Origin of the sequence: Pseudomonas sp. R15(2017) (assembly GCF_002112685.1) — a bacterium.
In the GTDB taxonomy this organism is placed as follows: Bacteria; Pseudomonadota; Gammaproteobacteria; order Pseudomonadales; family Pseudomonadaceae; genus Aquipseudomonas; species Aquipseudomonas glycinae.
Genome location: NZ_NEII01000011.1, coordinates 126,497 through 151,640, shown reverse-complemented (window position 1 = coordinate 151,640; position 25,144 = coordinate 126,497). Strand labels below are relative to the sequence as shown.

The following is a 25,144-nucleotide window of genomic DNA, read 5'->3' as shown; positions in this document are numbered from 1 at the left end:
CTCATCTCAAGTTAAAAAAGTAGTGAAATTTCAATGTCCGATTTCAACACCGCTGAATCCGTAGTCACTCTGTCGTCCAAAGCGGAATACGAAAACTCCATCAATCTTTCACAACACATCCCACAGGCGAAGATCATCAGCGAGATGGTGCTGGACGCGTTCCAGTCGAGCCGCGAGAGCGATCAGATCCGCGAACTGCGCGCCGCGATCCGTCAGGCCCACGACCGCTTCGATGACGACCAGGCCTATGAGCTGATGGGCGAACTCAAGCGCCTGAAGGACGCCGAAGCCGCCGACATCGCCGCCCTCGAAGACCTCAGCAGCAAATTCCCGATCAGCCGCATCCTGTCCAGCTTCAAGGACGATCCGGCGTTCCAGGAAATCGTCTACGGCCTGGCCCTCAAGGTGCTGAACCAGACCCATCAGGCGATCAGCAACCCGAGCGGCGGCAAGAGCAAGGCCGCACGCGCCAAGAAAGACGTCGAGGTGTTCAGCATCAGCAAGGACGGCATCAGCGTGACCCTGCCGCTGCGCACACCGCGTTCGCGCCTGAGCGTAGATCGCGAGGCGCTGGAGTTCCTCGGCTTCACCTTCGTCGGTGAAGGCGAAGAGGCGGAAATCGAAGGCGAAACCTTCGTCGACAACGCCGGCACCGAGCACGCGATCAACCGCAAGAACATCATCACCGCGCTGCAACAGCAGACCGCGTTCGACGGTTACAGCATCGCCGCCCAGTAATACCGGCGCTGACGAAAAAGCCCCGCTCTGACATTCAGGCGGGGCTTTTTGTTGTCCCTGATCGGCGTTATGCCGACGGGTGCACGGCGGCAATCATATCGACTTCGATGGCTGCGTTTTTCGGCAACTGATAGACGCCGACGGTGGTGCGGGTATGGCGCCCGACATCGCCCAACACATAACTGAATACGTCCGAGGCGCCGTTGGCGACTTCGCTGAGGTCGACGAAATCCGGGGTGGACTTCACGTACACCGTGACCCGCAACAACGACCTGACCTTGTCCAGCGAACCGACTGCATCGACGATAAAGGCCAGACAGCGCATCGCGCTGATGCTCGCCGCAGCCTGCGCATCCTTGAGCGTCAACTCCTGCCCCACCCGCCCCGGATACTGAATCTTGCCCTCGGTGCGCGGCACCATGCCACTGATGTAAATCTCATCGTGATGACGGATCAACGGCGCGTAATTGCCACCCACCGTGTTCTCGCCATTGATGTCGTAATTCAGCTCTTTTGCCAGGGCAATGAAGCGCTCGTCGCAGGTCATCCTCTCAGTCATTTCGCCCAGCCTCTTGATCGATGCATGTAGTTGGATCCGAATCTAGGGCTTTTGCCTATCGACCGCAACCTGTCGATTTCTAGCTAGTCGTTTCGGGGGAATGGCTGATTACCCCACCCTTTTGGGAGAGAGTCCGTTCGCGACAAAGGGCGTCGTTTCTCCATCATCCGAGCAACAAAAAACCCCGCTCATCTCTCGATGAGCGGGGTTTCTCGTACAACGTTCGAACCTTACGGCGCGTACGTCAGCAGCAGCTCGGTCGGCACCTTGAAGTCCAGGGACATCATGACGCTCAACGCGGTGATGGTGAAGATCGAGAACACGAACAGCTTGCGTGCCCAGACCGTGTCATCCACCGCCTTGTAGCCGGTCCAGGCCATGTACAGCCAGTACATGCCCATGGCCGCGGCGACGGCGAGGTAGCTCATGCCGGCGTAACCGCTGAAGGTCAGCATCAAGGTCGCCACGAGGAAGGCCAGGATGTAGATCAGGATGTGCTTCTTGGCCACCTGGATTCCGCGCTTCACTGGCAGCACCGGAATCGATGCGGCCAGGTAATCGTTGAAGCGGAAGATCGCGATGGCGTAGGAATGCGGCATCTGCCACAGGCTGAACATCACCAGCAGGGTCAGCGCGGCCATGTCGAAGCTGTTGGTCACGGCCACGTAACCGATCACCGGCGGCATGGCGCCCGACAGACTGCCCACCAGCGTGCCGTGAACCGACTTGCGCTTGAGGTACAGGCTGTAGAAGCCGACGTAGATGATGAAGCCGATCACGGCGAACAATGCGGCCAACGGGTTGGCCACCTTGTACAGCAACGCAACGCCGGCGACACCCAGGACGGTCGCATAGACCAGGGCCAGTTTCAGGGAGATCAAGCCCTGGACCAGCACCCGGTTCTTGGTGCGTTCCATCTTCAGGTCGATGTCGCGGTCGATGCAGTTGTTGAACACGCAACCGGAGGCCACAACCAGGGAAGTGCCGATCATGGCTGCCAGAAACACGGCCAGATCGACATGCCCTTTCGAGGCCAGGAAGAACCCGCCTGCCACAGAAAGCACGTTACCGAAAATGATCCCCGGTTTGGTGATTTGGATAAAGTGCTTGAGCGACATCGGGTTTACCTCACTTCGCCATCATGTAGGTGTGGATGCTGAACATGATCCACAGCGACAGACCGACCAGCAGCACGATCACGATGGCCGTAAAGACGAACGCAATCACGTTGTTACGTTGAGCGATGGAACGGTCCAGGTGCAGGAAGTAATACAGGTGAACGATCACCTGGATCACGGCGAACAGCAGGACGATTGCCAGCGTCGTCGACTTCGGCAGGGTCGGGAACATCACCAGGCCGAACGGGATGACGGTCAGGATTACCGACAGGATGAAGCCAATGGCGTACGACTTTACGCTGCCGTGGCCAGCATCATGGCTGTCATGGGAGTGTGCATTAGCCATTACAGGGTCCCCATCAGGTAAACAACGGTGAATACGCAGATCCACACCACGTCCAGGAAGTGCCAGAACAGGCTCAAGCAGCTCAGACGGGTCTTGTTGGTCGCCGTCAGGCCGTGCTTGTTGACCTGGTACATCATGATGCCCATCCAGATCAGACCGGCGGACACGTGCAGACCGTGGGTACCGACCAGCGTGAAGAACGCCGACAGGAAGCCCGAACGGCTAGGACCGAAGCCCTCGGAGATCAGCAGGTGGAACTCGTTGATCTCCATGGCGATGAAGCCTGCGCCGAGCAGGAAGGTCATGAACAACCAGCCCAGAACCTGCTGCTTTTTACCCTTGTACAACGCCAGCATGGCGAAGCCGTAGGTGATCGAACTGAACAACAGCAGAGCGGTTTCGCCCAGCACGTATGGCAGTTCGAAGATGTCGTGGCCCGACGGGCCACCGGCGACGTTGTTTACCAGTACCGCGTACACCGCGAAGATCGACGCAAACAGAATGCAGTCGGTCATCAGGTAGAGCCAGAAACCGTATACGGTCATCTCGCCCGAGTCGTGGTGATGGTCATCGTGCCCATGGTCATGACCATGGGCGTGTCCAGCATTGGTCACTAAGTTCGACATTGTTTAAGCCTGTTCCAACTTGGTTTCAACACGGGTTGCGGAAGCAGGGATCTTCCCGGCCGCTACCAGACGCTTGTGCTGCTCGGCTTCGATGCGCTCGATCACGTCGACCGGCACCATGTAGCCCTGATCGTCACGTGCTGCGTGGATCACGAAGTAGATGACAGTGCCGGCCAGGCTGGCGATCGCCAACCACCAGATGTGCCAGATCATCGCGAAACCGAACACGGTCAGCAGTGCGCCCATCACCACGCCAGTGGCGGTGTTGTTCGGCATGTGGATCGGTTCGTACTTGGCCGGAGCCTTGTACGCGGTACCGTTTTCCTTGGCCTCGGTGAACGGATCGATGCAGTCTGCTTTTGGCAGTACAGCGAAGTTGTAGAACGGAGGTGGCGACGAGGTCGACCATTCCAGGGTATGGGCATTCCACGGGTCACCGTGTTCGCACATGTTTTCCGGTTTCTTGCGGTCACGCACCGACACGTACAGCTGGATCAGCTGGCAGGCGATACCGACAGCGATCATCACCGCACCGAACATGGCAACGTACAGGTACGGTACCCACTCAGGGTTGGTGGTGGCGTTCAGACGACGGGTCATGCCCATGAAGCCCAGAGCGTAGAGCGGCATGAACGCGACGAAGAAGCCCGAGATCCAGAACCAGAACGCTGCTTTACCCCAGCCTTCGTGCAGCTTGAAGCCGAACGCTTTCGGGAAGTAGAAGCCGAAGCCTGCGATGTAGCCGAATACCGCGCCGCCGATGATCACGTTGTGGAAGTGCGCGATCACGAACAGGCTGTTGTGCAGAACGAAGTCAGCACCCGGGATGGCCAGCAGTACGCCGGTCATGCCGCCGATGGCGAAGGTCACCATGAAGCCCAGGGTCCACAGAACCTGGCTGGTGAAGCGCAGACGGCCCTGGTAGATGGTGAACAGCCAGTTGAACAGTTTCACACCCGTCGGGATGGAAATCAGCATCGTCGCCAGACCGAAGAAGGCGTTGACGCTGGCACCCGAACCCATGGTGAAGAAGTGGTGCAGCCAAACCATGAAGCCCAGTACCGAGATCGCGCCCGAGGCGTAGATCATCGAGTGATGGCCGAACAGTTTCTTGCCGGTGAAGGCCGAGATGACTTCCGAGAAAATGCCGAACGCCGGCAGGATCAGGATGTAAACCTCAGGGTGGCCCCATGCCCAGAACAGGTTGACGTACATCATCGGATTGCCACCAAGTTCATTGGTGAAAATGTGGAAATCCATGTAACGGTCAAGGGTCAGCAGTGCCAGGGTAGCGGTCAGGATCGGGAACGAAGCCACGATCAGAACGTTTGCCCAGGTGCAGGTCCAGGTGAAGATCGGCATGTCCATCAGTTTCATGCCAGGGGTACGCATTTTCAGCACGGTCGCGAGGAAGTTGACCCCGGTTAGCGTTGTACCCAGACCCGATAGCTGTAGCGCCCAGATGTAGTAGTCCATCCCCACGCCAGGGCTGTATTGCAGACCCGACAGCGGTGGATAGGCAACCCAGCCGGTCTTGGCGAATTCGCCGACGCCCAGGGACAGGTTGATCAGCACGACGCCGGACACCAGCAGCCAGAAGCTCAGGGAGTTCAGGAACGGGAACGCAACGTCACGTGCGCCGATCTGCAGCGGCACTGCAAGGTTCATCAGGCCGGTGAAGAATGGCATCGCCATGAAGATGATCATGATCACACCGTGAGCGGTGAAGATCTGGTCATAGTGTTCAGGTGGCAGGTAGCCAGGCGAACCCTCGGTGGCCATGGCCAGCTGGGTACGCATCATGATGGCGTCGGCAAAACCGCGCAGCAGCATGACCATGGCGACGATGATGTACATCACGCCGATTTTCTTGTGGTCGACCGACGTCAGCCACTCGGTCCACAGGTAAGTCCACTTCTTGAAGTAGGTGATTGCAGCGAACAACGCCAGACCACCGAGCGCGATCATCGAGATGGTGACCATCACGATCGGCTCGTGGAAAGGGATCGCTTCCCAACTTAATTTACCAAACATCGTTTACTCCTCTGCCCCGGCAGCTGAATGCGAATTCGAGTCCATATCCGTTGCCGCCACTTCTTTCTCTTTCTTCTCGTGCTTCAGCGGCTTGCCCGGTTTCATGCCTTCGTACTTGTCGACGATGGTCTGGAACAGGTTCGGCGTGACAGAGGAGTAGAGCTCGACTGGATTGTTCTGGCTTGGCTTGGCAAGGGCTGCGTATTCAGCGGCTTCAAGCTGTTTAGGTGCCTTTTTGACTTCACTTACCCAGGCGTCGAAATCTTCCTGAGAAGTTGCGATCGCTTTGAATTTCATACCGGTGAAACCAGCGCCGCTGTAGTTGGCGGAGATACCGTCCATTTCAGCGTTGCGGTCAGCGATCAGGTGCAGCTTGGTGGTCATGCCCGCCATCGCATAGATCTGGCCGCCCAGGCCCGGGATGAAGAACGAGTTCATCACCGCGTCCGAAGTGATCCGGAAGTTAACCGGGGTATGCGCCGGGAACACGATCTTGTTGACCGTGGCAATGCCTTGTTCCGGGTAGATGAACAGCCACTTCCAGTCCAGCGCGACCACTTCGATGGTCACTGGCTTGACGTCGGATTCGATCGGACGATACGGATCCAGCGAGTGGGTCGACTTGTAGGTGATGTAACCCAGGGCAATGATGATCAGGACCGGGATGGTCCAGACTGCCACTTCGATCTTGGTCGAGTGCGACCATTTCGGGGTGTAGACGGCGTTCTTGTTCGAGGCGCGGTACTTCCAGGCGAACAGGAAGGTCATGACGATGACCGGCACAACGACCAACAGCATCAGCAGCGTGGCGGTGATGATCAGGTTGCGCTGTTCCAGGCCGACCTGGCCCGTTGGATTGAGCAAGGTCATGTTGCAGCCTCCCAGCAACAACGTGCCGAGCAGCGGCACTAGGCCTAGTAATCTGGGGTACCTGTTTTTACTCATCTCACGACCTCTAAAGCAGCTTGCGCAATGCAGTTGGGTTTTGATCGCCAACACTTCACCCTGCCAAGGGTTGGCATTTTCTTTGGATTGAATAAGGGCTGCCCGTCGCGCGTCAGACGCTCGACAAAACCTGGGACAGCGGTCAGTTCTTATTCGAATTCGTGGTCAAAGGCCTTGTTACAGACCAATTCCATTTGGTGCGGAAAGTTGGAAGGCACCGACACCTGGGTGTCTCGCAAGCCTCTCGGCTGCCCGACACCCGACTTCCTGCTCGCCTCCTTAATAAAGGCTGAACAGTGCCGGGAATTCAGTGCGGGCGATTGTAGATAGGTAGCGCCCTATACACCATGTCTTATCCCGAAATAATTTTTATCGCTCAGAGCAACAATCCATCAACGTTTTTGCAAAAGTGACCCATGTTATCGAAATCGATTCTCAACAAAAACACCAAAAAGTGTACGTCTATCCGCATCAGTTCAGACAGCTCCGTGGGCTTTTTCCCACCGCGCGATTCGCGCAAAGCCCGATATCCCAAGGCTTTTGGCCATCTGTCAGAGTCTGTTAAAACTGCCTGATCCGGCACCCCCGTGCAAAGAACGAAAAACGCCGGAACAGACCAATCCTTTTTTGTAACAGCACTCCAATCCGAGCCGGTGAAACGCGCTGCGACACGGCGCGTGTGACAACATGTCGCACACCTGTCGCACCCTTCCTTGCCGTTCGTCACGGTGTTTTCACACAGACCCTGAAATGCCAAACGCCCCGATTTGCGTCACCGCAAATCGAGGCGCTTGTATTATCGGCGCAGGCGCCGAAAAGTTGATTCAGCGCAATGCTTTTCGGTTACGCGAGGTCAGCAGCGGCACCAGGATCACCACCAGCACGAAGGCCAACAGCGCCCATTGAGCGAGCGACAGGCCGAGAATCGGCGGGTACGGCGTCGAGCAGAAACCGTCGACCTGGAAGCCCAGCGGGAAGATCTTCGCCAGCGGCAGGTCATCGACGATCGGCTGCAACACATCGATGCCGCAGCTCACCGCCGGATAGAACTGGGTGTACACGTGATGCCCGGCGACACCGGCCCCGGCGATGGCACAAATCACCACCAGCACCTCGAACACGGTGATGCTGCGTCGGGTGCGCATGGCCGCGCCGATGAACGCGAACAACGCGATCAGCAGCAACGCATAACGCTGCAGGATGCACAGCGGGCACGGCGCCTCGCCCAGCACGATCTGCATGTACAGCGCACCGCCGATCAGCGCCAGGCAGATGATGCCCAGCAACACCAGATAGCGCCGCTCACGTCCCAATCGAATCGTTTCCTCGCTCATCGCGTTTCCCTTTCATGTCCATGGTTCAGCTGGCCGGCGGCTGCGCTTGCAGTTGCGCCATCAGGCTGATGTTGTCTTCGATATGCCAATTGGCCGCGATGCGACCGTTGTCGATCTGATAGATATCGGTTGCCCGGAAGTCTACACGCTGGCCCTGCCCTTTGAGAGCCTTGAACGTGCCGGTGAAATGCCCGCGAAAGTGCAGATGCACCACCACGCGATCCCCGGCGACGATCATTTGCTCGATCTCGCAACTCAAGTCCGGCACCGCCGTGCGAAAGAACTTCGACGCCAGCAGCGGCCCGGTTGGCCCCTGCACCCGGCCTTCCGGCGGGGTCTTGTCGACGAACTGCGGCGACAGGGCGGCGGTGGCCAACGCCTCTTCGCCCGTGTTCCAGAAACTGCCGTAACGCCGCGCCGCCAGCTCCATCGCATCGCGCTGGGCCTTGGGCAGGCTCTGATCGACGATCAGGGTCTGGGGTTCGATCAAGGCGGATTCGGCGAACGCGAACGGACTGGACAGCAAGGCAACCGACAGGCCCAACGTGGCCAGGCTGAAACGACGGGAAGAGGCGAAGTGCGACATGGGGGCGATCCTGATCATGTAAACGAACGAGCGCCTATCATCAGCATCGGGGAATAAACGATAAACCGGTTAAGAAACGATTAACCTTTAAACAGAATTTAAGAATCAAGTCCGCGTAACGGCCAATCGCGGGCAAGCCCGCTCCCACAGGTTCGGTGTCGTATACACATTCTGTGAACGACGCCGAACCTGTGGGAGCGGGCTTGCCCGCGATAGAGGCGACTCGGTCCTGGATTACTCCAGAGCAGCAGCCGGCCCGAAGAACTCATACCGGCTCTGCTTCTCAGGCACGCCCAGCGCCTTCAGGTGACGCTTGATCGCCCCCATGAAACCTTTCGGCCCGAGGAAGTAAGCGTCCACATCACGCTCCGCCGGCAGCCACTCGCCCAGTTGCTCCTCGCTCAACAACCCGACCTTGTCCGCCGCCGGGCTCACGCCGTCATCTTCGGCGTAGCAATAGAAGCGCTTGAGCTGCGGATGACGCGCGGCCAGACCATCGATCCAGTCACGGAACGCATGCACGCTGCCATTGCGCGCGCAGTGAATGAAATGCACCGGACGCTCGGTTTCCAGCGCCGCTTCCAGCATCGCCAGCGTCGGAGTGATGCCGACGCCGCCGCTGATCAGTACCAGAGGTTTGTCGCTGGCGGTCAGGGTGAACTCGCCCGATGGCGGGAACAGCTGGATGCTGGCACCGACATGAAGCTGATCGTGCAGGTAATTGGAGGCACGGCCGCCCGGTTCGCGTTTGACGCTGATGCGGTACTGGCCTTTATTGGCCAGGGCCGACAGCGAATAGTTGCGACGGATCTCTTCGCCGTCGAGGATCAGCTTCATGCCGATGTACTGGCCTGGTTCGGCCGCCAAGATCGGGCCCTTGTCCGCCGGCTCGAAGTAGAACGAAGTGATTTCCGCGCTCTCCTCGACCCTGGCCGCGACGATGAACTCCCGCGCCCCGCGCCAGCCGCCGACGGCCTGTTCTTTCTGGTCATAGATGGCGGTTTCGGCACCGATGAGAATCTCGGCCAGCTGACCGTAGGCTGCGCCCCAGGCGCTCATCACCTCCGGGGTGGCGATTTCTTCGCCGAGCACTTCGGAGATGGCGCGCAGCAGGCAGGTTCCGACGATCGGGTAGTGCTCCGGCAGGATCTGCAACGCCACGTGCTTGTTGATGATTTTCGCCACCAGATCGCCCAACTGGTCGAGTTGATCGATGTGTCGCGCATACATCAACACGCCGTTGGCCAGGGCGCGAGGCTGGTCACCGCTGGCCTGGTGGGCCTGGTTGAACAGCGGGCGGACTTCCGGGTACTCGGAGAGCATCATGCGGTAGAAATGGGTGATCAGCGCTTCGCCGCCGCTTTCCAGCAGAGGCACGGTGGATTTGATGATGGCACGATCCTGAACGCTAAGCATAAGGGTGACTCCTGAGCTTTCTCTAAAAGTGCCTTAGCTATTCCAGTATTCGTGCCAACTATTTTGTTCATATAAATCAATAGCTTGAAAATAATGTAGTCAGATCGACACAAGCACCTCTATAGTCGCTTGGACTACAACGTGTCTCTTTGACTACAGGCCTATGTCCGCCAAATCATTGCTCACCGCCCTGCTCCCACTGGTCTCCGACCTGTCCCGCGAACTGCCCGAAGGCGAGCGCTACCGACGCCTGCTCGAAGCCATGCGTGCCCTGTTGCCCTGCGATGCCGCCGCATTGTTGCGCCTCGACGGCGAGTGGCTGGTGCCGCTGGCGGTGGACGGATTGAGTACCGACACCCTCGGCCGCCGGTTCAAGGTCAGCGAACACCCGCGCTTTGAAGTGCTGCTGGCCGGCGAAGGGCCGACCCGTTTCGCTGCCGACAGCGATCTGCCCGATCCGTACGACGGACTGGTCGACGGCCTCGACGATCATCTTGAAGTTCACGATTGCCTCGGCTGTCCGTTGTTCGTCGATGAAAAGCTGTGGGGGCTGATCACCCTCGACGCCCTCGATCCGGAGCGCTTCGAACCGATCGAACTCGACGCCCTGCAAGCCTTCGCCAGCCTCGCTTCGGCCACGGTCAACGCCGCCGAACGCATCGAACGTCTGGCGACCCGCGCCGAAGACGAACACCAGCGTGCCGAGGTCTATCGCCAGGCCAGCGGCCAGCAGAACCGCGAAATGATCGGCCAGAGCAAGGCCCACAAACGGCTGGTGGAAGAGATCAACCTGGTCGGCGGCAGCGACCTGACGGTGCTGATCACCGGCGAAACCGGAGTCGGCAAGGAGCTGGTGGCCCAGGCGATCCACGCCGCCTCCAAGCGTGCCGACAAACCGATCATCAGCCTCAACTGCGCAGCGCTGCCGGACACGCTCGTCGAAAGTGAACTGTTCGGCCACGTGCGCGGCGCCTTCACCGGTGCCACCAGCGACCGGCGCGGCAAGTTCGAACTGGCCAATGGCGGCACGCTGTTTCTCGATGAAGTCGGCGAGTTGTCGCTGACCGTCCAGGCCAAGCTGTTGCGGGTGTTGCAGAGTGGTCAGTTGCAGCGCCTGGGTTCGGACAAGGAGCATCAGGTCGACGTGCGCCTGATCGCTGCGACCAACCGTGATCTGGCCGAAGAAGTGCGCAGCGGCCGCTACCGCGCCGACTTTTACCATCGCCTCAGCGTTTACCCGTTGCGGGTGCCGGCGCTGCGTGACCGGGGTCGCGATGTGCTGTTGCTGAGCGGTTACTTCCTGGAACAGAACCGCTCGCGCATGGGCCTCAATAGTCTGCGCCTGAGCAGCGACGCCCAGGAAGCGCTGCTGGCCTACACCTGGCCGGGCAACGTGCGGGAACTGGAGCACTTGATCGGACGCAGCGCGCTGAAGGCGCTGGGCAACTGCAAGGTGCGACCGAAGATTCTCAGTTTGAGCGCGATGGACCTCGATCTGCCGCGCGAGGTTGTGGATAACTCGCCGACGCCGTCCGAAGCGACTGCCGCTCTGCCATTGATCAGCGGCGACCTGCGCAGCGCCACCGAGCAGTATCAGCGGCAGTTGATCAGTGCAGCGCTTGAGCGCAATCAGGACAACTGGGCCAGTGCCGCCCGTGAACTGGGGCTGGACCGGGCGAATCTGGGGCGGATGGCGAAGCGGTTGGGGATGAAATAAAAGTCCCGCCGTCGGATTGGCGCCGGAATCCCTAAAGCCTGCCGGTTACAAGTCGATAACCCGGCATCGATACCTGCTGGCGATCCGTGCGATCGCTGCTCACCTTTTTCCACAGAAGGTTTTTATGTCTTCCAACAAAGCCCGCGCAGATTCACTTTCGCTTCTGCTGTTTACCTTGCGCAGCGGCAAGCTGATGGCGATCAACCTGCTGAAGGTCAGTGAAATCATCCCCTGTCCGCCGCTGACCAAGCTGCCGGAGTCGCACCCGCACGTCAAAGGCATCGCCACTTTGCGCGGTGCTTCGCTGTCGGTGATCGACCTGAGCCGCGCCATCGGCGAGCGGCCGCTGGAAGATCCGAACGGCGGCTGCCTGATCGTCACCGACGTCAGCCGTTCGAAACAGGGTCTGCATGTGCAGGCGGTGAGCAAGATCGTGCATTGCCTGACCACTGACATCAAACCGCCGCCGTTCGGTTCCGGCGGTTCGCGCGCCTACATCACTGGCGTGACCTCGGTGGACGGCACGCTGGTGCAGGTGCTGGACATCGAAAAAGTCATCCACGGCATCGCCCCGGCGCAGATCGAAATGGCCCCGACCGAGCTGAGCATGGAAGACGCCGAAGTGCTGGGCAACGCGCGGATTCTGGTGGTGGACGACAGCCAGGTCGCGCTGCAGCAATCGGTGCACACCCTGCGCAACCTCGGCCTGCAATGCCACACTGCGCGCAGCGCCAAGGAAGCCATCGACTGCCTGCTGGACCTGCAAGGCACGGCGCAGCAGATCAACCTGATCGTCTCCGACATCGAAATGTCCGAGATGGACGGCTACGCCTTCACCCGCACCCTGCGCGAAACCCCGGACTTCGCCCACCTCTACGTGCTGCTGCACACCTCACTCGACAGCGCGATGAACAGCGAAAAGGCCCGCCTCGCCGGCGCCAACGGTGTGCTGACCAAGTTCTCCTCGCCGGAGCTGACCCACTGCCTGATCGAAGCGGCCAAATTCGTCGCCGCTCAGGGCCACTGAGTCTTGGGCGAGACGTTCTGCTTCCTGATGCGGCGCGACCTGAGCCAGGACGTGCCGGCCATCGAATGGCCGAACGGCATCGAAATCGCCACCTACAGCGCCGAACGTGCAGCCGCCGTGCATGAGCTGATGCAGTTCGGCTACCGCGAAGGCGGTGGTCGGGTGCCAGCGCCGGACGTCTGGCAACAGCAGTTTGAAAACGACCCGGAATACGATCCTGCACTGTGTTTCATCGCCAGCGATGCCGAAGGCGTCATCGGCGTGGCGCAATGCTGGACCAGTGCCTACATCAAGAATCTGGTGGTGCATCCTCGCGCTCAGGGTCGTGGATTGGGTCGGGCGTTGCTGCTTCATGCGTTCAAGGCGTTTCAGGATCGGCGCGAAGGGTTTGTCGACCTGAAGGTGCTGGAGAGCAACCAGCGAGCGCAACGCTTGTACGAAAGGTCTGGAATGTACGTGGTTCGCCGGGAACTGGTGCCGGACTGACAGACCGCCATCGCTGGCAAGCCAGCTCCCACAGGTTTCCGGGTGTTTGCAAAATCTGTATTCGCCATCAATCCCTGTGGGAGCGGGCTTGCCCGCGATGGCGGCCTCAAGACAACTTTTCCTCCTCAGGCATACTCCAACCCTGGCCTAACCCCAAGGATGCCCGACCATGAAAACCGTTACCTTAAGCCTGCTCTGCCTCACCGCACTTGCTCCTCTGGCACACGCCTCCAGCCCCGACGCCTGGGCGGCCTACGACAAAACCGTGCTCGCCAGTTGCACCAAGGCCAGCGGCCTGAAAAACGCCAAACCGGTCGGCAACGCCGCGCAATTCGATGACCGCGTCGGCTACACCGCGCTGTTGCTGCAAGGCCAATACCCGCAAAAACACATGAAGGGCCAGCAAGGCACCGAGTTGTGCCTGTACAACAAAAAGTCGAAAACCGCGTTCGTCACCGAATGGGACTCGATCCGCCCGACCGCCAAACCCTGAGCGAATGGCGCACAACTTGCTTCACTCCGGGCCTGTACGGCGGCTTTATGTCGCCGATTCACACCCTGATTGAAGATTGCCCGCTCAATGAATACGACCTTTTCCTGCGTAGGCTGCGGCAAATGCTGCACCGATCACCATGTGCCCCTGACCCTGGCCGAAGCCCGCATGTGGGCGGCTGACGGCGGTCAGGTGATCGTGCTGGTGGAGGCGTTTCTCGCCAACGGCCTCGGCCTGCCGGAGCAGCAGCGTGAACACGCTCAGCGGCGTTCGGCGGTAGTACGCAGCGGAATGTCCGACGCCCATGTGGCGATCACTTTCGCTGCCTACAACGTTGGCCCCTGCCGGAATCTTGACGAAGACAAGCTGTGCCGCATTTACGAGCGCCGGCCGCTGGTGTGCCGCATCTATCCCGCCGAAATCAATCCGCACATTGCGCTGAACCCCGCCGCCAAGGACTGTCCGCCAGAGTCCTGGGAGCAAGGGCCGCAGTTGATCGTCGGCGGTGAGCTGGTGGATCAGGAACTGGTGACGCTGATCCAGCGCTCCCGTCAGGCCGATCGGGATGACATCCAGACCAAGGACGCGATCTGCGGCCTGCTCGGCATCCGCACCACCGCGCTCAAGGGCGACGGGTTTACCGCGTATCTGCCGGACATGGGCGCGTTTGCCTCGGTGATCGATCAGGTCACGGCGCAGCCATTGAGCGAAGGTTCCAGTGAATGGCTGTTCCATGTCTCCGGCGACGACATCGCCGGGCAAGTACGGGCGGCCGGGGCACAGGTGGTGTCCGAACCGCCGCAGACCTACGCGTTCATCTCGTTGCGAGCAGCCTGAGCGCCCTGCCGCCGCCCCCAGAATTCCCGCGCCAGCGAACGCAAATCCCCCGCCAGCCCCGCCACATCCTGTGAGTTGAGCTGGCTCTGGCGCCCCTCATCCACCGTCAGCTCGCACGCCGTGCGAATACTGACGATGTTGCGGTTGATGTCCTCACTCACCGCGCTCTGTTCTTCAACCGCCGCCGCAATCTGCAGACTCATCTCGGTGATCTGCTCGACCCGGCCGCTGATCCCGTCCAGGGCCCGGGCCGCACGCTGCGCCTGTTCGACGCTGTTATCCACATGTTCGCTGCTCTGCTGCATCACCAGCACCGCATCCCGCGCGCCGTTTTGCAGGGTGCTGATCATCCGTTGAATCTCGTTGGTCGATTGTTGAGTGCGCTGAGCCAGACCGCGCACCTCATCGGCCACCACCGCAAACCCGCGTCCGGCATCCCCGGCCCGGGCCGCTTCGATCGCCGCGTTGAGCGCCAGCAGGTTGGTCTGCTCGGCGATGCTGCGAATTACCTCCAGCACCCCGGAAATTTCGCTGCTGTGGCCTTCGAGTTGATGAATCACCTCGGTCGCCCGCCCCAACTCCTCGGCCAGCCGCAACACCGCACTGCGACTCTCGCCGACCAGCAAATGCCCCTCACGGGTTTCCGTCCCGGCCATATCCGCCGCCACCGACGCCTGCTGCGCATGACTGGCGACCTCGGCCACACTGGCCGCCATCTGATGAATCGCCGCCGCCACCTGATCGGTTTCCGCCTGCTGAGCCAGCGTGCTGGTGTGACTGCTGTGCAGGTGATCCACCAATTGCGCCGCATGCCCGGCCAGCCGCTGCGAGGCATCACCGATCCGCCCCACCACCGCACCGACCTGCGCCTCAAGCATCTGCAACGCAAACTCGATCTGCCCGAACTGATCCTGCCGCCCGGTATAAATACCCTGACTCAACGGGTTGTCGGCAATCCCTCGCGCCCGCTCGGTCAGACGCTCCAGCGGCCGCAATAGCCAACCCACGCCCAAGGCACACGCGCCGCTGCCGACCACCAGCGCAGCCGCTTCGATGCCCATGGACTCCGGCCGCAGCCAGGCTTCAATCCCCAGTACCACCGCCAGCACTGAACTGGTCAACGCCATGATCTTCGCCCGCAAACTCAAGCTTGGCAGCCGCTGCCACCGCGCCACCCGCCCCTCGCGCAACTGCGCATACGCCCGCTCCGCCGCCGCCATCTGCCGCGCATCCGGCCGCGTGCGCACCGACTGATACTCCACCGCCGCACCGTTCTGCGTGACCGGCGTGACATAGGCACTGACCCAGTAGTGATCACCGTTCTTGCAACGATTCTTCACCAGCCCCATCCACGACCGACCGCCCTTGAGCGTCTGCCACATATGGGCAAACGCCTGCGCCGGCATGTCCGGATGACACAGCAAATTGTGCGGCGCACCCAGCAGCTCGTCGCGGCTGTAACCGCTGATCCTGATGAAGTCGTCGTTGGCGTAGGTGATCGCGCTGGTCAGATCGGTGGTCGAGAGAATGTTCGTATCCGGCGCAACATCGACATTGCGCCCGGTCACCGGGAGATTGATCTTCATGGAAAGCGCGCTCGTTTTATTGGAAAGAGTCGGCAGGGCTGCTGACTCTAAGCGCACTCACTGGTGAAACGTTGATCTGGCTCAGGAACTGAGCAATTAGCCATCACAGTGACCGAAAATCACAGCAACGGCCGAGGCGGGATTGAATCAGCGCTTGCCCATCGAACGGCGAGTAGCCGAAGGTGCCACACCCGGAATCTTGGCATGACGATCACCGTCCTTGCCCTTGAACTGCGGCTGCTTCGCCGCTTTGGCAGCCGCCAGATCACCTGGTTTGAACGGAAACTTGAAGGCAGGAATGGTCGGCTTGGATTCACCGGCCTCGGCCAGCTCTGCCGGGACATCGCTCACAGCGTTGTCGATTGGGGAAGTCATGAAAGCTCCGCGAAGCAAAAAGTCCGGCCCGGTGGACGAGCCGCGAAAGCGCGCAGTATACCTGCGTGAGCGGAGTTTAAAGAGCCCCCAAAAGGATACGACCAGTGCCTTTTTGGGACAGGTCGACTAACGGATCACCCCTCCCGATCTACCCAAAAGCACTACAGCAACAAACGGTACACCCAACACATATCCAAACATCCGAAAATGGAACGCGGAGCGTCCCGGGCGGCATTCCCACGCGGAGCGTGGGAACGATCAAAACAAAAGCAGTCCGTTTTCTGCTCATGCTTTCTGCTTTCTGCTTTCCACCTTTCGCTTTTCACCACTCAAAACGATGAGCGTTAGCTCGAGTAAAGCTCTTGACGTGCCGGCCCCATCGGAAGGCTGAGTGGAGGGATTTATCCGGGGGTGGGAGCGCAGCGACCGTGCGGCGCAGCCGCATGCATCGAGAGGAGGTGCAGCGAAGCAAACCGTAGGCGATGCCCCCGGATGAATCCCGGAACGAAGGAACGCCGAGCCACAGCGAGGCGCCGAACGCAGGGGCCAAGCCCTTTGGTTACTTTGGGGCGTTTGCCAAAGTGACCCGCCGTAAGGGCGGAACCATAAGCGGCCGTTACCGCAGCAACGGATATACACACAAGAAAACTGACAGCGCCGTCAGTTAGCCGTCACCCTCCTGACCCCCAAACAAGTTTATAAAGACAAAACCTGCCCAAACCCCGTCCCCCTGGCGCCCCACAAGCATGCAAATCCAGAAGAAAAAGGCCCTGCTCGCCACCCTGCTGATCGCCCTCGCAGCCGCCGGTCTGTGGTACGCATACAAACCCGCCCCGGCCAAACTCGCCGCCCCCACTGCCATCCCGGTGCGAGTCGTCGCCGTCAGCGAAAAAGATGTCCCCCGCTACACCAGCGGCATCGGCTCGGTTCTCTCGCTGCACAGCGTCGTGGTGCGCCCACAGATCGACGGCATCCTCACCAAACTCCTGGTCAAAGAGGGCCAGTTGGTCAAACAGGGCGACCTGCTCGCCACCATCGACGACCGCTCGATCCGCGCCAGCCTCGACCAGGCCCGGGCGCAACTGGGCGAAAGCCAGGCGCAACTGCAAGTCGCTTTGGTCAACCTCAAGCGCTACAAACTGCTCAGCGTCGACGACGGTGTATCGAAGCAGACCTACGACCAGCAGCAGGCACTGGTCAACCAGCTCAAGGCCACCGCCCAAGGCAATCAGGCCGCGATTGACGCGGCACAGGTACAACTTTCCTACACCCAGATTCGTTCCCCGGTCACCGGCCGCGTCGGGATTCGCACGGTCGACGAAGGCAACTTCCTGCGCATGACCGACACCCAGGGTCTGTTCACCGTGACCCAGATCGACCCGATCGCCGTCGAGTTTTCCCTGCCCCAGCAAATGCTGCCGACCCTGCAAGGTCTGATCAGCGATCCGCAGCGCGCACAGGTCAAGGCCTACATCGGCGCCGACACCGACGGCGAAACCGGCAACCTGCTCGGCGAAGGTCACCTGACCCTGATCGATAACCAGATCAACGCCAACACCGGCACCATCCGCGCCAAGGCCGAGTTCGACAACCCCAACCAGAAACTCTGGCCCGGCCTGCTGGTGACGGTAAAGATTCAGACGGCACTGGATAAAGATGCGCTGGTGGTTCCGCCCACTGTCGTACAACGCGGACTCGATCAACACTTCGTGTACCGGGTCAACGGCGACAAGGTTGAAGCGGTGCAGGTGCAGATGGTTTATCAGGGCAGCGGTCAGGACATCATCAAGGGCGTGAAACCCGGCGACGTGTTGGTCAGTGATGGCCAGTCGCGGCTCAAGCCTGGTTCGACCGTGCAGGTCATGAGCGAACCGCCGCAGGTGGTGCAAGCGGAGCCCAAGCCATGAAGCAGCACAAAGGCGTTTCGACCTGGTGCATCGATCACCCGGTGGCGACGATTCTGCTGACCATCGCGCTGGTGCTGGTCGGGGTGATTGCCTTCCCGCGCCTGCCGATTGCCCCACTGCCGGAAGCGGAATTTCCGACGATTCAAGTCTCAGCACAGTTACCCGGCGCCAGCCCGGACACCATGGCTTCTTCCGTGGCCACGCCGCTGGAGGTGCAATTCAGCGCCATTCCCGGCATGACCCAGATGACCTCCAGCAGTGCGCTGGGCTCCACGTTGCTGACCCTGCAATTCACCCTCGACAAGAGCATCGACACCGCCGCCCAGGAAGTGCAGGCCGCGATCAACACCGCCGCCGGCAAACTGCCGAAAGACATGCCGACCCTGCCGACCTGGAAGAAGGTCAACCCGGCCGACAGCCCGGTGCTGATCCTCAGCGTCAGCTCCACGCAAATGCCCGGCACTGAACTCAGCGATCTGGTGGAAACCCTGCTCGCGCGTCAGATCAGTCAGATCGACGGTGTAGGCCAGATCAACATCACCGGTCAGCAACGTCCGGCAATTCGCGTACAGGCCTCGGCCGACAAACTGGCGGCCATCGGCCTGACCCTCGCCGATATTCGTGTGGCGATCCAGCAGACCAGCCTCAACCTCGCCAAGGGTGCGTTGTACGGCGACTCAAGCATTTCCACGCTGTCGACCAACGACCAGTTGTTCCACCCCGAGGAATACAGCCAGCTCATCGTTTCCTACAAGGACGGCGCCCCGGTTCACCTGAGGGATGTCGCGAAAGTCGTCAACGGTTCGGAAGATGCCTACGTGCAAGCCTGGGCCGGCGATCGACCGGGCGTGAACCTGGTGATCTCGCGCCAGCCCGGCGCCAACATCGTCGAAACCGTGGACCGGATTCAGGCCGCCCTGCCCGGCCTCGAAGCCATGCTGCCGGCCTCGGTGCAGGTCAAAACCCTGATCGATCGCACCCAGACCATCCGCGCCTCGCTGCATGAAGTGGAAATCACGCTGCTGATCGCGATCCTGCTGGTGGTGGCGGTGATGGCGCTGTTTCTGCGCCAGTTGTCGGCGACGATGATTGTGTCGGCGGTGCTCGGTGTGTCGCTGACCGCCAGTTTCGCGCTGATGTATTTACTCGGCTTCAGTCTGAACAACCTGACGCTGGTGGCCATCGTGGTGGCGGTAGGTTTCGTGGTCGACGACGCCATCGTGGTGGTGGAAAACATTCACCGCCATCTGGAGGCCGGCGACAGCATGCGCGACGCCGCGATCAAGGGCGCCGGCGAGATCGGTTTCACCGTAGTGTCGATCAGTTTCTCGCTGGTGGCGGCGTTCATTCCGCTGCTGTTCATGGGCGGTGTGGTCGGGCGCCTGTTCAAGGAATTCGCCCTGACGGCCACCTCGACCATCATGATTTCCGTGGTGGTGTCGTTGACGTTGGCGCCAACGCTGGCAGCGCTGTTCATGCGCAAACCGGTGCATCACGCCCATGACAAACCGGGCTTCAGTGAACGCCTGCTCGGCTGGTACGAAAAAGGCCTGCGCCGCGCCCTCGCTCACCAGAAATTGATGATCGGCGTGTTCGGCATTTCCGTGGCGCTGGCGATTGGCGGCTACGTGTTTATCCCCAAGGGTTTCTTCCCGGTGCAGGACACCGGCTTCGTCCTCGGCACCACCGAAGCCGCTGCCGATATTTCCTACAGCGACATGGTGAAAAAACACCTGGCAATGGCCGAAATCGTCGCCGCCGACCCAGCCGTGCAGGCGTTTTCCCACTCGGTCGGAGTGTCCGGCAGCAACCAGACCATCGCCAACGGCCGCTTCTGGATCGCCCTGAAAAAACGCGGTGACCGCGATGTTTCGGCCAGCCAGTTCATCGACCGCATCCGTCCGCAACTGATGAAAGTCCCCGGCATCGTGCTTTACCTGCGCGCCGGCCAGGACATCAACCTCAGCTCCGGCCCAAGCCGTGCGCAGTATCAATACGTGCTCAAGAGCAACGACGGGCCGACCCTCGCCACCTGGACCCAGAAACTCACCGAAAAGCTACGTAGCATCCCGGCGTTCCGTGACATTTCCAACGACCTGCAACTGGGCGGCAGCATCACTCACATCAGCATCGACCGCAGCGCCGCCGCGCGTTTCGGCCTGACGGCGAGTGATGTCGACGAGGCGCTGTACGACGCCTTCGGCCAGCGGCAGATCAACGAGTTCCAGACCCAGGTCAACCAGTACAACGTGATCCTGGAACTGGACACCAGACAGCGCGGCAAGGCCGAAAGCCTCAACTATTTCTACCTGCGCTCGCCGCTGAGCGGAGAAATGGTGCCGCTGTCGGCGCTGGCCCGATTCGACGCACCGACCATCGGCCCGCTGTCCATCGCCCACGACGGCATGTTCCCGGCCGCCAATCTGTCGTTCAACCTGGCGCCCGGCGTGGCACTGGGCGACGCGGTCATCCTGCTCAATCAGGCCAAGGCCGAGATCGGCATGCCGACCGCGATCAGCGGCAACTTCCAGGGTGCGGCCCAGGCGTTCCAGAGTTCGTTGAAAAGTCAGCCATGGCTGATTCTCGCGGCACTGGTGGCGGTGTACATCATCCTTGGCGTGCTCTACGAGAGCTTCGTCCATCCGCTGACGATCATCTCGACCTTGCCGGCGGCGGGTCTCGGCGCGGTGATCATGCTGTGGATCTGCGGGCAGGACTTTTCGATCATGGCGTTGATCGGGTTGGTGCTGCTGATCGGTATCGTGAAGAAGAACGGCATCCTGATGATCGACTTCGCCCTGGAAGCGCAGCGTCATCGCGGCTTGTCGCCGCAGGATGCGATTTTCGAGGCATGTATCACGCGGTTCCGGCCGATCATCATGACCACCCTCGCCGCGCTGCTTGGCGCCCTGCCGCTGATGCTCGGTTACGGCACCGGCGCCGAACTGCGCCAGCCGCTGGGAATCGCAGTGGTGGGTGGGCTGCTGGTCAGCCAGATGCTGACGCTGTTCACCACGCCGGTCATATACTTGTGGCTTGAGCGGCTGTTCCACAAGCCCAAACCTGCGCCCGTCGCGGCGCTGGCAACGACAGACTGAGGCGGGTCATGCGCGTTCTGATTATCGAAGACGAAGAGAAAACCGCGGACTACCTGCACCGCGGCCTGACGGAACAGGGTTACACCGTGGATCGGGCCCGCGACGGCGTCGAGGGCCTGCATCTGGCGCTGGAAAGCGACTACGCGGTGATCGTTCTCGACGTGATGCTGCCGGGCCTCGACGGCTTCGGCGTGCTGCGCGCGTTGCGTGCGCGCAAGCAGACACCGGTGATCATGCTCACCGCCCGCGAACGGGTCGAAGACCGGATCCGCGGCCTGCGCGACGGCGCCGACGATTACCTCGGCAAACCGTTCTCCTTCCTCGAACTGGTGGCGCGCCTGCAAGCGCTGACCCGGCGCAGTGGCGGCCACGAACCGGTGCAAGTGAGCATCGCCGATCTGTGGATCGATCTGATCAGCCGCAAGGCGACCCGCGCCGGCACCCGGCTGGATCTGACCGCGAAGGAGTTTTCGCTGCTCAGCGTGCTGGCCCGGCGTCAGGGCGAAATCCTCTCGAAAACCGCGATTGCGGAAATGGTCTGGGACATCAATTTCGACAGCGACGCCAACGTGGTCGAAGTCGCGATCAAACGCCTGCGGGCCAAGCTCGACGGGCCGTTCGACGAGAAACTGCTGCACACCATACGTGGCATGGGATATGTGCTGGAGAGCCGTGGTGTCCAGTAATTCCATCGCCCTGCGCCTGAGCGGGATGTTCACGCTGGTGGCGCTGCTGGTGTTCCTGTTGATCGGCGGCGCGCTGTATCAACAAGTGGACAAAGGCCTCGGCCTGCTGCCGGAAGCGGAACTGGATGCACGTTACAGCGTGCTCGAATCCGCGCTCAACCGCTATGGCACTCCTGAGCATTGGGTGAAGATCAACGCCAAGCTCAAGCTGCTCGGCGAAGAGGACAAGCGCATCCGTTTCTGGGTGGTCAGCGGCAATCCGGGCTACGAGTTCGGCGAGCCGGATGCCTTGATCCGCTCATTCGCCCAAGGCCCCTTGGGCATGCGCGACCTGCAACTGCCCGATCATCCCTATCCGCTGAAAGTGCTGCTCACCGAACTACCGGCCAAGGATCAGCGCCCGCCCCTGCGCTTCATGATCGGCATCGACACCGAGACCTTTCATCAGACCCAGCATCAGTTGCTGATCGCGCTGGTCAGCCTGGCGGTGATCGGTGTGCTGCTGGCGTCGGCATTGGGTTACTGGGTGGCGCGGATCGGCCTCAAGCCGCTGATCAAACTGTCCCACGAAGCCCAACGCCTCGCCCCGCCGCTGCGGGCCGGGCGTCTGCGACTGTCGCCGTTGCCGCCGGAACTCGAGCAATTTGTCGATTCGTTCAACTCGACGCTGGAGCGGGTTGAACAGGCTTATTCGCGGCTCGAATCCTTCAACGCCGACGTCGCCCATGAGCTGCGCTCGCCACTGACCAACCTGATCGGCCAGACCCAGGTTGCCCTGACGCGCGGGCGCTCTGCCGAGCATTATTTCGAAGTGCTGCAATCCAACCTCGAAGAGCTGGAACGCCTGCGCTCGATCATCAACGACATGCTGTTTCTGGCCAGCGCCGATCAGGGCAGTAAAGCCACCAAACTGACCTCAACGTCGCTGGCCGATGAAGTGGCGACCACCCTCGAATACCTCGACTTCATTCTCGAAGATGCGCAGGTCCAGGTGCGGGTAAGCGGCGACGCGCGGGTACAGATCGAGATCGCCCATCTGCGCCGGGCCTTGATCAATCTGCTGAGCAACGCGGTACAACACACCGCGCCCGGTCAGGTGATCGAAGTCCAGATCGCGGTCGAGGACCATCAGGTCAGCATCGGCGTAGCCAACCCCGGTTCGCCGATTGCCAGCGAGCATTTACCGCGCTTGTTCGAGCGTTTCTACCGGGTCGATGCGTCGCGCAGCAACAGTGGCAACAATCACGGGTTGGGGCTGGCGATCGTCAAGGCGATCGCGTTAATGCACGGCGGCGATGTGTTTGTGCGCAGTGATCGCGGGATGAACACCTTCGGGATCCACCTTCCGGTCTGAGGTCAGGGATCATTGCCATTCGCGCAACAGTCATTTATGAAAATCACGCTGTTTCCCAACGCCCGGCAACCTTATCTTTGCCCGCACCAAACAGCACTTGCCAAGCAAGAAGGTTTTCAAGATGTCCAACAGTATGGGTATTGCCAGCGCTTTCGTTTTGTCCTCATTGATCCTGTCGCCGCTGGCGATGGCTGAAGAATCGCAGACGTTCGTAGCGCAAAATGCCGCTCGCGCTCACGCATTCGAACAGCATCAGGCAGAAGTGATGGCCAAGGCGCAGGACGCTACGCAAGCCCCACAGGCCGCAACTTCGCAGGCTCAAGCTTCCGAGAAAGACAGCTGAGTCGCGCACCGCGCAACGTTTCCCTCGACGCGGTTGTTTGGCTCTTCCCGTTCAACCGTCGTCCTTGCAGGCCGCTGATATTCAGCGGCCTTTTTTCGTTGTGGTCTGAACGCTGTCTGGTTCGTCTTTAACAACTGGAAACATCCCGCACCTCAAGACATTGAAGTGTCAGTTGACCCAAGGAGCTTTACCGCACGTGCGTTACCCAGTTCGCTTCACCCCGCTGTTCATTGCAATTGCCGCAACGATTGCCCCCACTGCCCACGCCGCCGAAGCCGAGAAACAGGGTTTCGTCGAAGGCGCGAGCCTCAACCTCAATGCCCGCAACTACTACATGAACCGCAACCGTCTGCAGCAGACGGACGACAACATCGAGTGGGGCCAGGGTTTCCTCGGCAAATTCGAGTCGGGTTACACCGAAGGTACGGTCGGCTTCGGCCTCGATGCCCACGCCATGCTCGGTCTGAAGCTCGACGGCGGTGGCGGCACCGACAACTCCAGCATCCTGCCGGTCAGCGACGGCAGCGGCAAAGCGCCGGGCTCGTTCTCCACGGCGGGCGGCACCCTGAAAATGCGTGCGTTCGATACCGAGCTGAAGGCCGGCGACCTGTTCCTTGCCAACCCGGTGATCGCCGGTGGCGAGACGCGCATGCTGCCGCAGACCTTTCGCGGCCTCAGCCTGACCAACCACAGCTTCGACGGCTGGATGATCGAAGGTGGTCAGGCCAGCTTCACCAAACCCTACAACCAGAGCGGCCACAAACGCATCGGCACCTCTTACGGCACCCTAGCCGACGGCGACAAGAGCCAGCACCTGAACTGGGCCGGCGTGGCCTGGAGTGGTGTCGAAGGCCTGACCAGCAGCCTGTATGCCTCCGAGTTGAAGGACATCTGGAACCAGTACTACTACGACCTCGACTACACCAGGGCACTGAATGATCGGGTGACCTTCAACCCGGGCCTGCACTTCTATCACACCCAGGACACCGGCGACGCGCTGCTGGGCAACATCGACAACAACACCTACAGCCTGCATTTCACCGTGGGCATCGGCAGCCACAGCGTTACCGCCGCGTATCAGCGGGTCAACGGCAACACGCCGTTCGATTACATCAGCCAGGGTGACAGCGTTTACCTCGACAACTCGCAGCAGTATTCGGACTTCAACGGCCCGAACGAGCGTTCGTGGAAGCTCAAGTACGCCTACGACTTCGCCGGCGTCGGCTTGCCGGGTCTGACCTCGTCGCTGTCCTACTCGCGCGGCACGCTGGACCTGACCAAGGTCGATCCGCACAGCAAGGGTTACGCTTCGTGGTACAGCGCCGAAGGTCGCAACGCCAAGCACTGGGAACGCGACATCGACCTCAAGTACGTGGTGCAAAGCGGACAGGCCAAAGACCTCGCGGTACGCCTGCAATGGGCGACCAACCGCGGCGGCAACGGTTACGGCGCAATCGATACGGACACCGATGAATACCGTGTGATCATCGACTACCCGATCAACGTCTTCTAAGATCGGCACTACGATAAAAG

The 25,144-nt window shown here is 60.6% G+C and carries 23 protein-coding genes and 1 pseudogene; 12 read left to right on the top strand and 12 right to left on the bottom strand.

Annotation, left to right across the window (positions count from 1 at the left end; all coding sequences use genetic code 11):
* Positions 1–33 precede the first annotated feature (33 nt).
* Positions 34–738 (top strand): hypothetical protein, encoded by a 705-nt coding sequence (locus CAF77_RS22190; protein ID WP_064383940.1) that lies wholly within the window; start codon positions 34–36, stop codon positions 736–738.
* A 67-nt stretch (positions 739–805) separates the two neighbouring features.
* Here the strand turns inward: CAF77_RS22190 and CAF77_RS22185 are convergent, their stop codons facing one another.
* The 9 genes from CAF77_RS22185 to hmpA form a co-directional block, all read right to left on the bottom strand.
* Positions 806–1,297: a RidA family protein gene (locus CAF77_RS22185; RefSeq protein WP_007956714.1), complete on the bottom strand. Its 492-nt coding sequence runs from the start codon at positions 1,295–1,297 to the stop codon at positions 806–808.
* Between the two features lie 230 nt (positions 1,298–1,527).
* A complete protein-coding gene (cyoE, locus tag CAF77_RS22180; protein ID WP_007956716.1) occupies positions 1,528–2,415 on the bottom strand; it encodes a heme o synthase in 888 nt (295 codons plus the stop codon).
* A 10-nt stretch (positions 2,416–2,425) separates the two neighbouring features.
* Positions 2,426–2,761: a cytochrome o ubiquinol oxidase subunit IV gene (gene cyoD, locus CAF77_RS22175; RefSeq protein ID WP_007956718.1), complete on the bottom strand. Its 336-nt coding sequence runs from the start codon at positions 2,759–2,761 to the stop codon at positions 2,426–2,428.
* Complete coding sequence (locus CAF77_RS22170) at positions 2,761–3,387, bottom strand: cytochrome o ubiquinol oxidase subunit III (protein ID WP_007956720.1); 627 nt, start codon at positions 3,385–3,387, stop codon at positions 2,761–2,763. Before CAF77_RS22170 ends, cyoD begins: the two co-directional genes overlap by 1 nt.
* A 3-nt stretch (positions 3,388–3,390) precedes the next feature.
* Positions 3,391–5,421 carry a cytochrome o ubiquinol oxidase subunit I gene (cyoB, locus tag CAF77_RS22165; protein ID WP_064383941.1) on the bottom strand — a complete coding sequence of 677 codons (2,031 nt, stop codon included), beginning with the start codon at positions 5,419–5,421 and terminating at the stop codon, positions 3,391–3,393.
* Between the two features lie 3 nt (positions 5,422–5,424).
* The gene (gene cyoA, locus CAF77_RS22160; RefSeq protein ID WP_011335843.1) at positions 5,425–6,366 is read right to left on the bottom strand and encodes a ubiquinol oxidase subunit II; all 942 of its coding nucleotides are present in this window, start codon (positions 6,364–6,366) and stop codon (positions 5,425–5,427) included.
* An 824-nt stretch (positions 6,367–7,190) separates the two neighbouring features.
* The gene (locus CAF77_RS22150; RefSeq protein ID WP_064383942.1) at positions 7,191–7,700 is read right to left on the bottom strand and encodes a disulfide bond formation protein B; all 510 of its coding nucleotides are present in this window, start codon (positions 7,698–7,700) and stop codon (positions 7,191–7,193) included.
* A gap of 25 nt (positions 7,701–7,725) precedes the next feature.
* Positions 7,726–8,286, bottom strand: a complete 561-nt coding sequence (locus CAF77_RS22145; protein ID WP_011335845.1) for an ester cyclase — start codon at positions 8,284–8,286, stop codon at positions 7,726–7,728.
* A 234-nt stretch (positions 8,287–8,520) separates the two neighbouring features.
* Entirely contained in the window at positions 8,521–9,702 is a 1,182-nt protein-coding gene (hmpA, locus tag CAF77_RS22140; protein WP_064383944.1) for an NO-inducible flavohemoprotein, read from the bottom strand.
* A gap of 163 nt (positions 9,703–9,865) precedes the next feature.
* Between hmpA and norR the strand changes: the two genes are divergently transcribed.
* From norR to CAF77_RS22115, 5 genes are all read left to right on the top strand, one after another.
* Positions 9,866–11,419: a nitric oxide reductase transcriptional regulator NorR gene (gene norR / locus CAF77_RS22135; RefSeq protein ID WP_085655289.1), complete on the top strand. Its 1,554-nt coding sequence runs from the start codon at positions 9,866–9,868 to the stop codon at positions 11,417–11,419.
* A 124-nt stretch (positions 11,420–11,543) separates the two neighbouring features.
* The gene (locus tag CAF77_RS22130; RefSeq protein ID WP_007956731.1) at positions 11,544–12,446 is read left to right on the top strand and encodes a chemotaxis protein CheV; all 903 of its coding nucleotides are present in this window, start codon (positions 11,544–11,546) and stop codon (positions 12,444–12,446) included.
* A 27-nt stretch (positions 12,447–12,473) separates the two neighbouring features.
* Positions 12,474–12,932 carry a GNAT family N-acetyltransferase gene (locus tag CAF77_RS22125; protein WP_085655324.1) on the top strand — a complete coding sequence of 153 codons (459 nt, stop codon included), beginning with the start codon at positions 12,474–12,476 and terminating at the stop codon, positions 12,930–12,932.
* Between the two features lie 169 nt (positions 12,933–13,101).
* On the top strand, positions 13,102–13,425 hold the full coding sequence (locus tag CAF77_RS22120) for a hypothetical protein (protein ID WP_064383947.1): 324 nt from the start codon (positions 13,102–13,104) through the stop codon (positions 13,423–13,425).
* An 87-nt stretch (positions 13,426–13,512) separates the two neighbouring features.
* Positions 13,513–14,262, top strand: coding sequence for a YkgJ family cysteine cluster protein (locus CAF77_RS22115; RefSeq protein ID WP_064383948.1), 750 nt, complete (start codon positions 13,513–13,515; stop codon positions 14,260–14,262).
* Here CAF77_RS22115 and CAF77_RS22110 read toward each other — a convergent pair.
* The 3 genes and pseudogenes from CAF77_RS22110 to CAF77_RS22105 form a co-directional block, all read right to left on the bottom strand.
* On the bottom strand, positions 14,232–15,323 hold the full coding sequence (locus tag CAF77_RS22110) for a methyl-accepting chemotaxis protein (protein ID WP_371915544.1): 1,092 nt from the start codon (positions 15,321–15,323) through the stop codon (positions 14,232–14,234). The two genes, CAF77_RS22115 and CAF77_RS22110, sit on opposite strands and share 31 nt — an antisense overlap.
* A gap of 243 nt (positions 15,324–15,566) precedes the next feature.
* Positions 15,567–15,848 (bottom strand): annotated as a pseudogene (locus tag CAF77_RS29790) (PAS domain-containing protein); the annotation flags it as partial.
* A gap of 147 nt (positions 15,849–15,995) precedes the next feature.
* Positions 15,996–16,223 carry a hypothetical protein gene (locus tag CAF77_RS22105; protein WP_085655287.1) on the bottom strand — a complete coding sequence of 76 codons (228 nt, stop codon included), beginning with the start codon at positions 16,221–16,223 and terminating at the stop codon, positions 15,996–15,998.
* 746 nt (positions 16,224–16,969) lie between these two features.
* Between CAF77_RS22105 and CAF77_RS22100 the strand changes: the two genes are divergently transcribed.
* The 6 genes from CAF77_RS22100 (at position 16,970) to CAF77_RS22075 (ending at position 25,124) form a co-directional block, all read left to right on the top strand.
* Entirely contained in the window at positions 16,970–18,130 is a 1,161-nt protein-coding gene (locus tag CAF77_RS22100) for an efflux RND transporter periplasmic adaptor subunit (protein WP_085655286.1), read from the top strand.
* Positions 18,127–21,228 (top strand): multidrug efflux RND transporter permease subunit, encoded by a 3,102-nt coding sequence (locus CAF77_RS22095; protein WP_085655285.1) that lies wholly within the window; start codon positions 18,127–18,129, stop codon positions 21,226–21,228. Before CAF77_RS22100 ends, CAF77_RS22095 begins: the two co-directional genes overlap by 4 nt.
* A gap of 8 nt (positions 21,229–21,236) precedes the next feature.
* On the top strand, positions 21,237–21,914 hold the full coding sequence (locus CAF77_RS22090; RefSeq protein WP_011335857.1) for a heavy metal response regulator transcription factor: 678 nt from the start codon (positions 21,237–21,239) through the stop codon (positions 21,912–21,914).
* Positions 21,904–23,268, top strand: coding sequence for a heavy metal sensor histidine kinase (locus tag CAF77_RS22085; RefSeq protein ID WP_085655284.1), 1,365 nt, complete (start codon positions 21,904–21,906; stop codon positions 23,266–23,268). Before CAF77_RS22090 ends, CAF77_RS22085 begins: the two co-directional genes overlap by 11 nt.
* A 121-nt stretch (positions 23,269–23,389) precedes the next feature.
* Positions 23,390–23,611 (top strand): hypothetical protein, encoded by a 222-nt coding sequence (locus tag CAF77_RS22080; protein WP_041475427.1) that lies wholly within the window; start codon positions 23,390–23,392, stop codon positions 23,609–23,611.
* A gap of 196 nt (positions 23,612–23,807) precedes the next feature.
* Positions 23,808–25,124 (top strand): OprD family porin, encoded by a 1,317-nt coding sequence (locus CAF77_RS22075; protein ID WP_085655283.1) that lies wholly within the window; start codon positions 23,808–23,810, stop codon positions 25,122–25,124.
* Positions 25,125–25,144 lie beyond the last annotated feature (20 nt).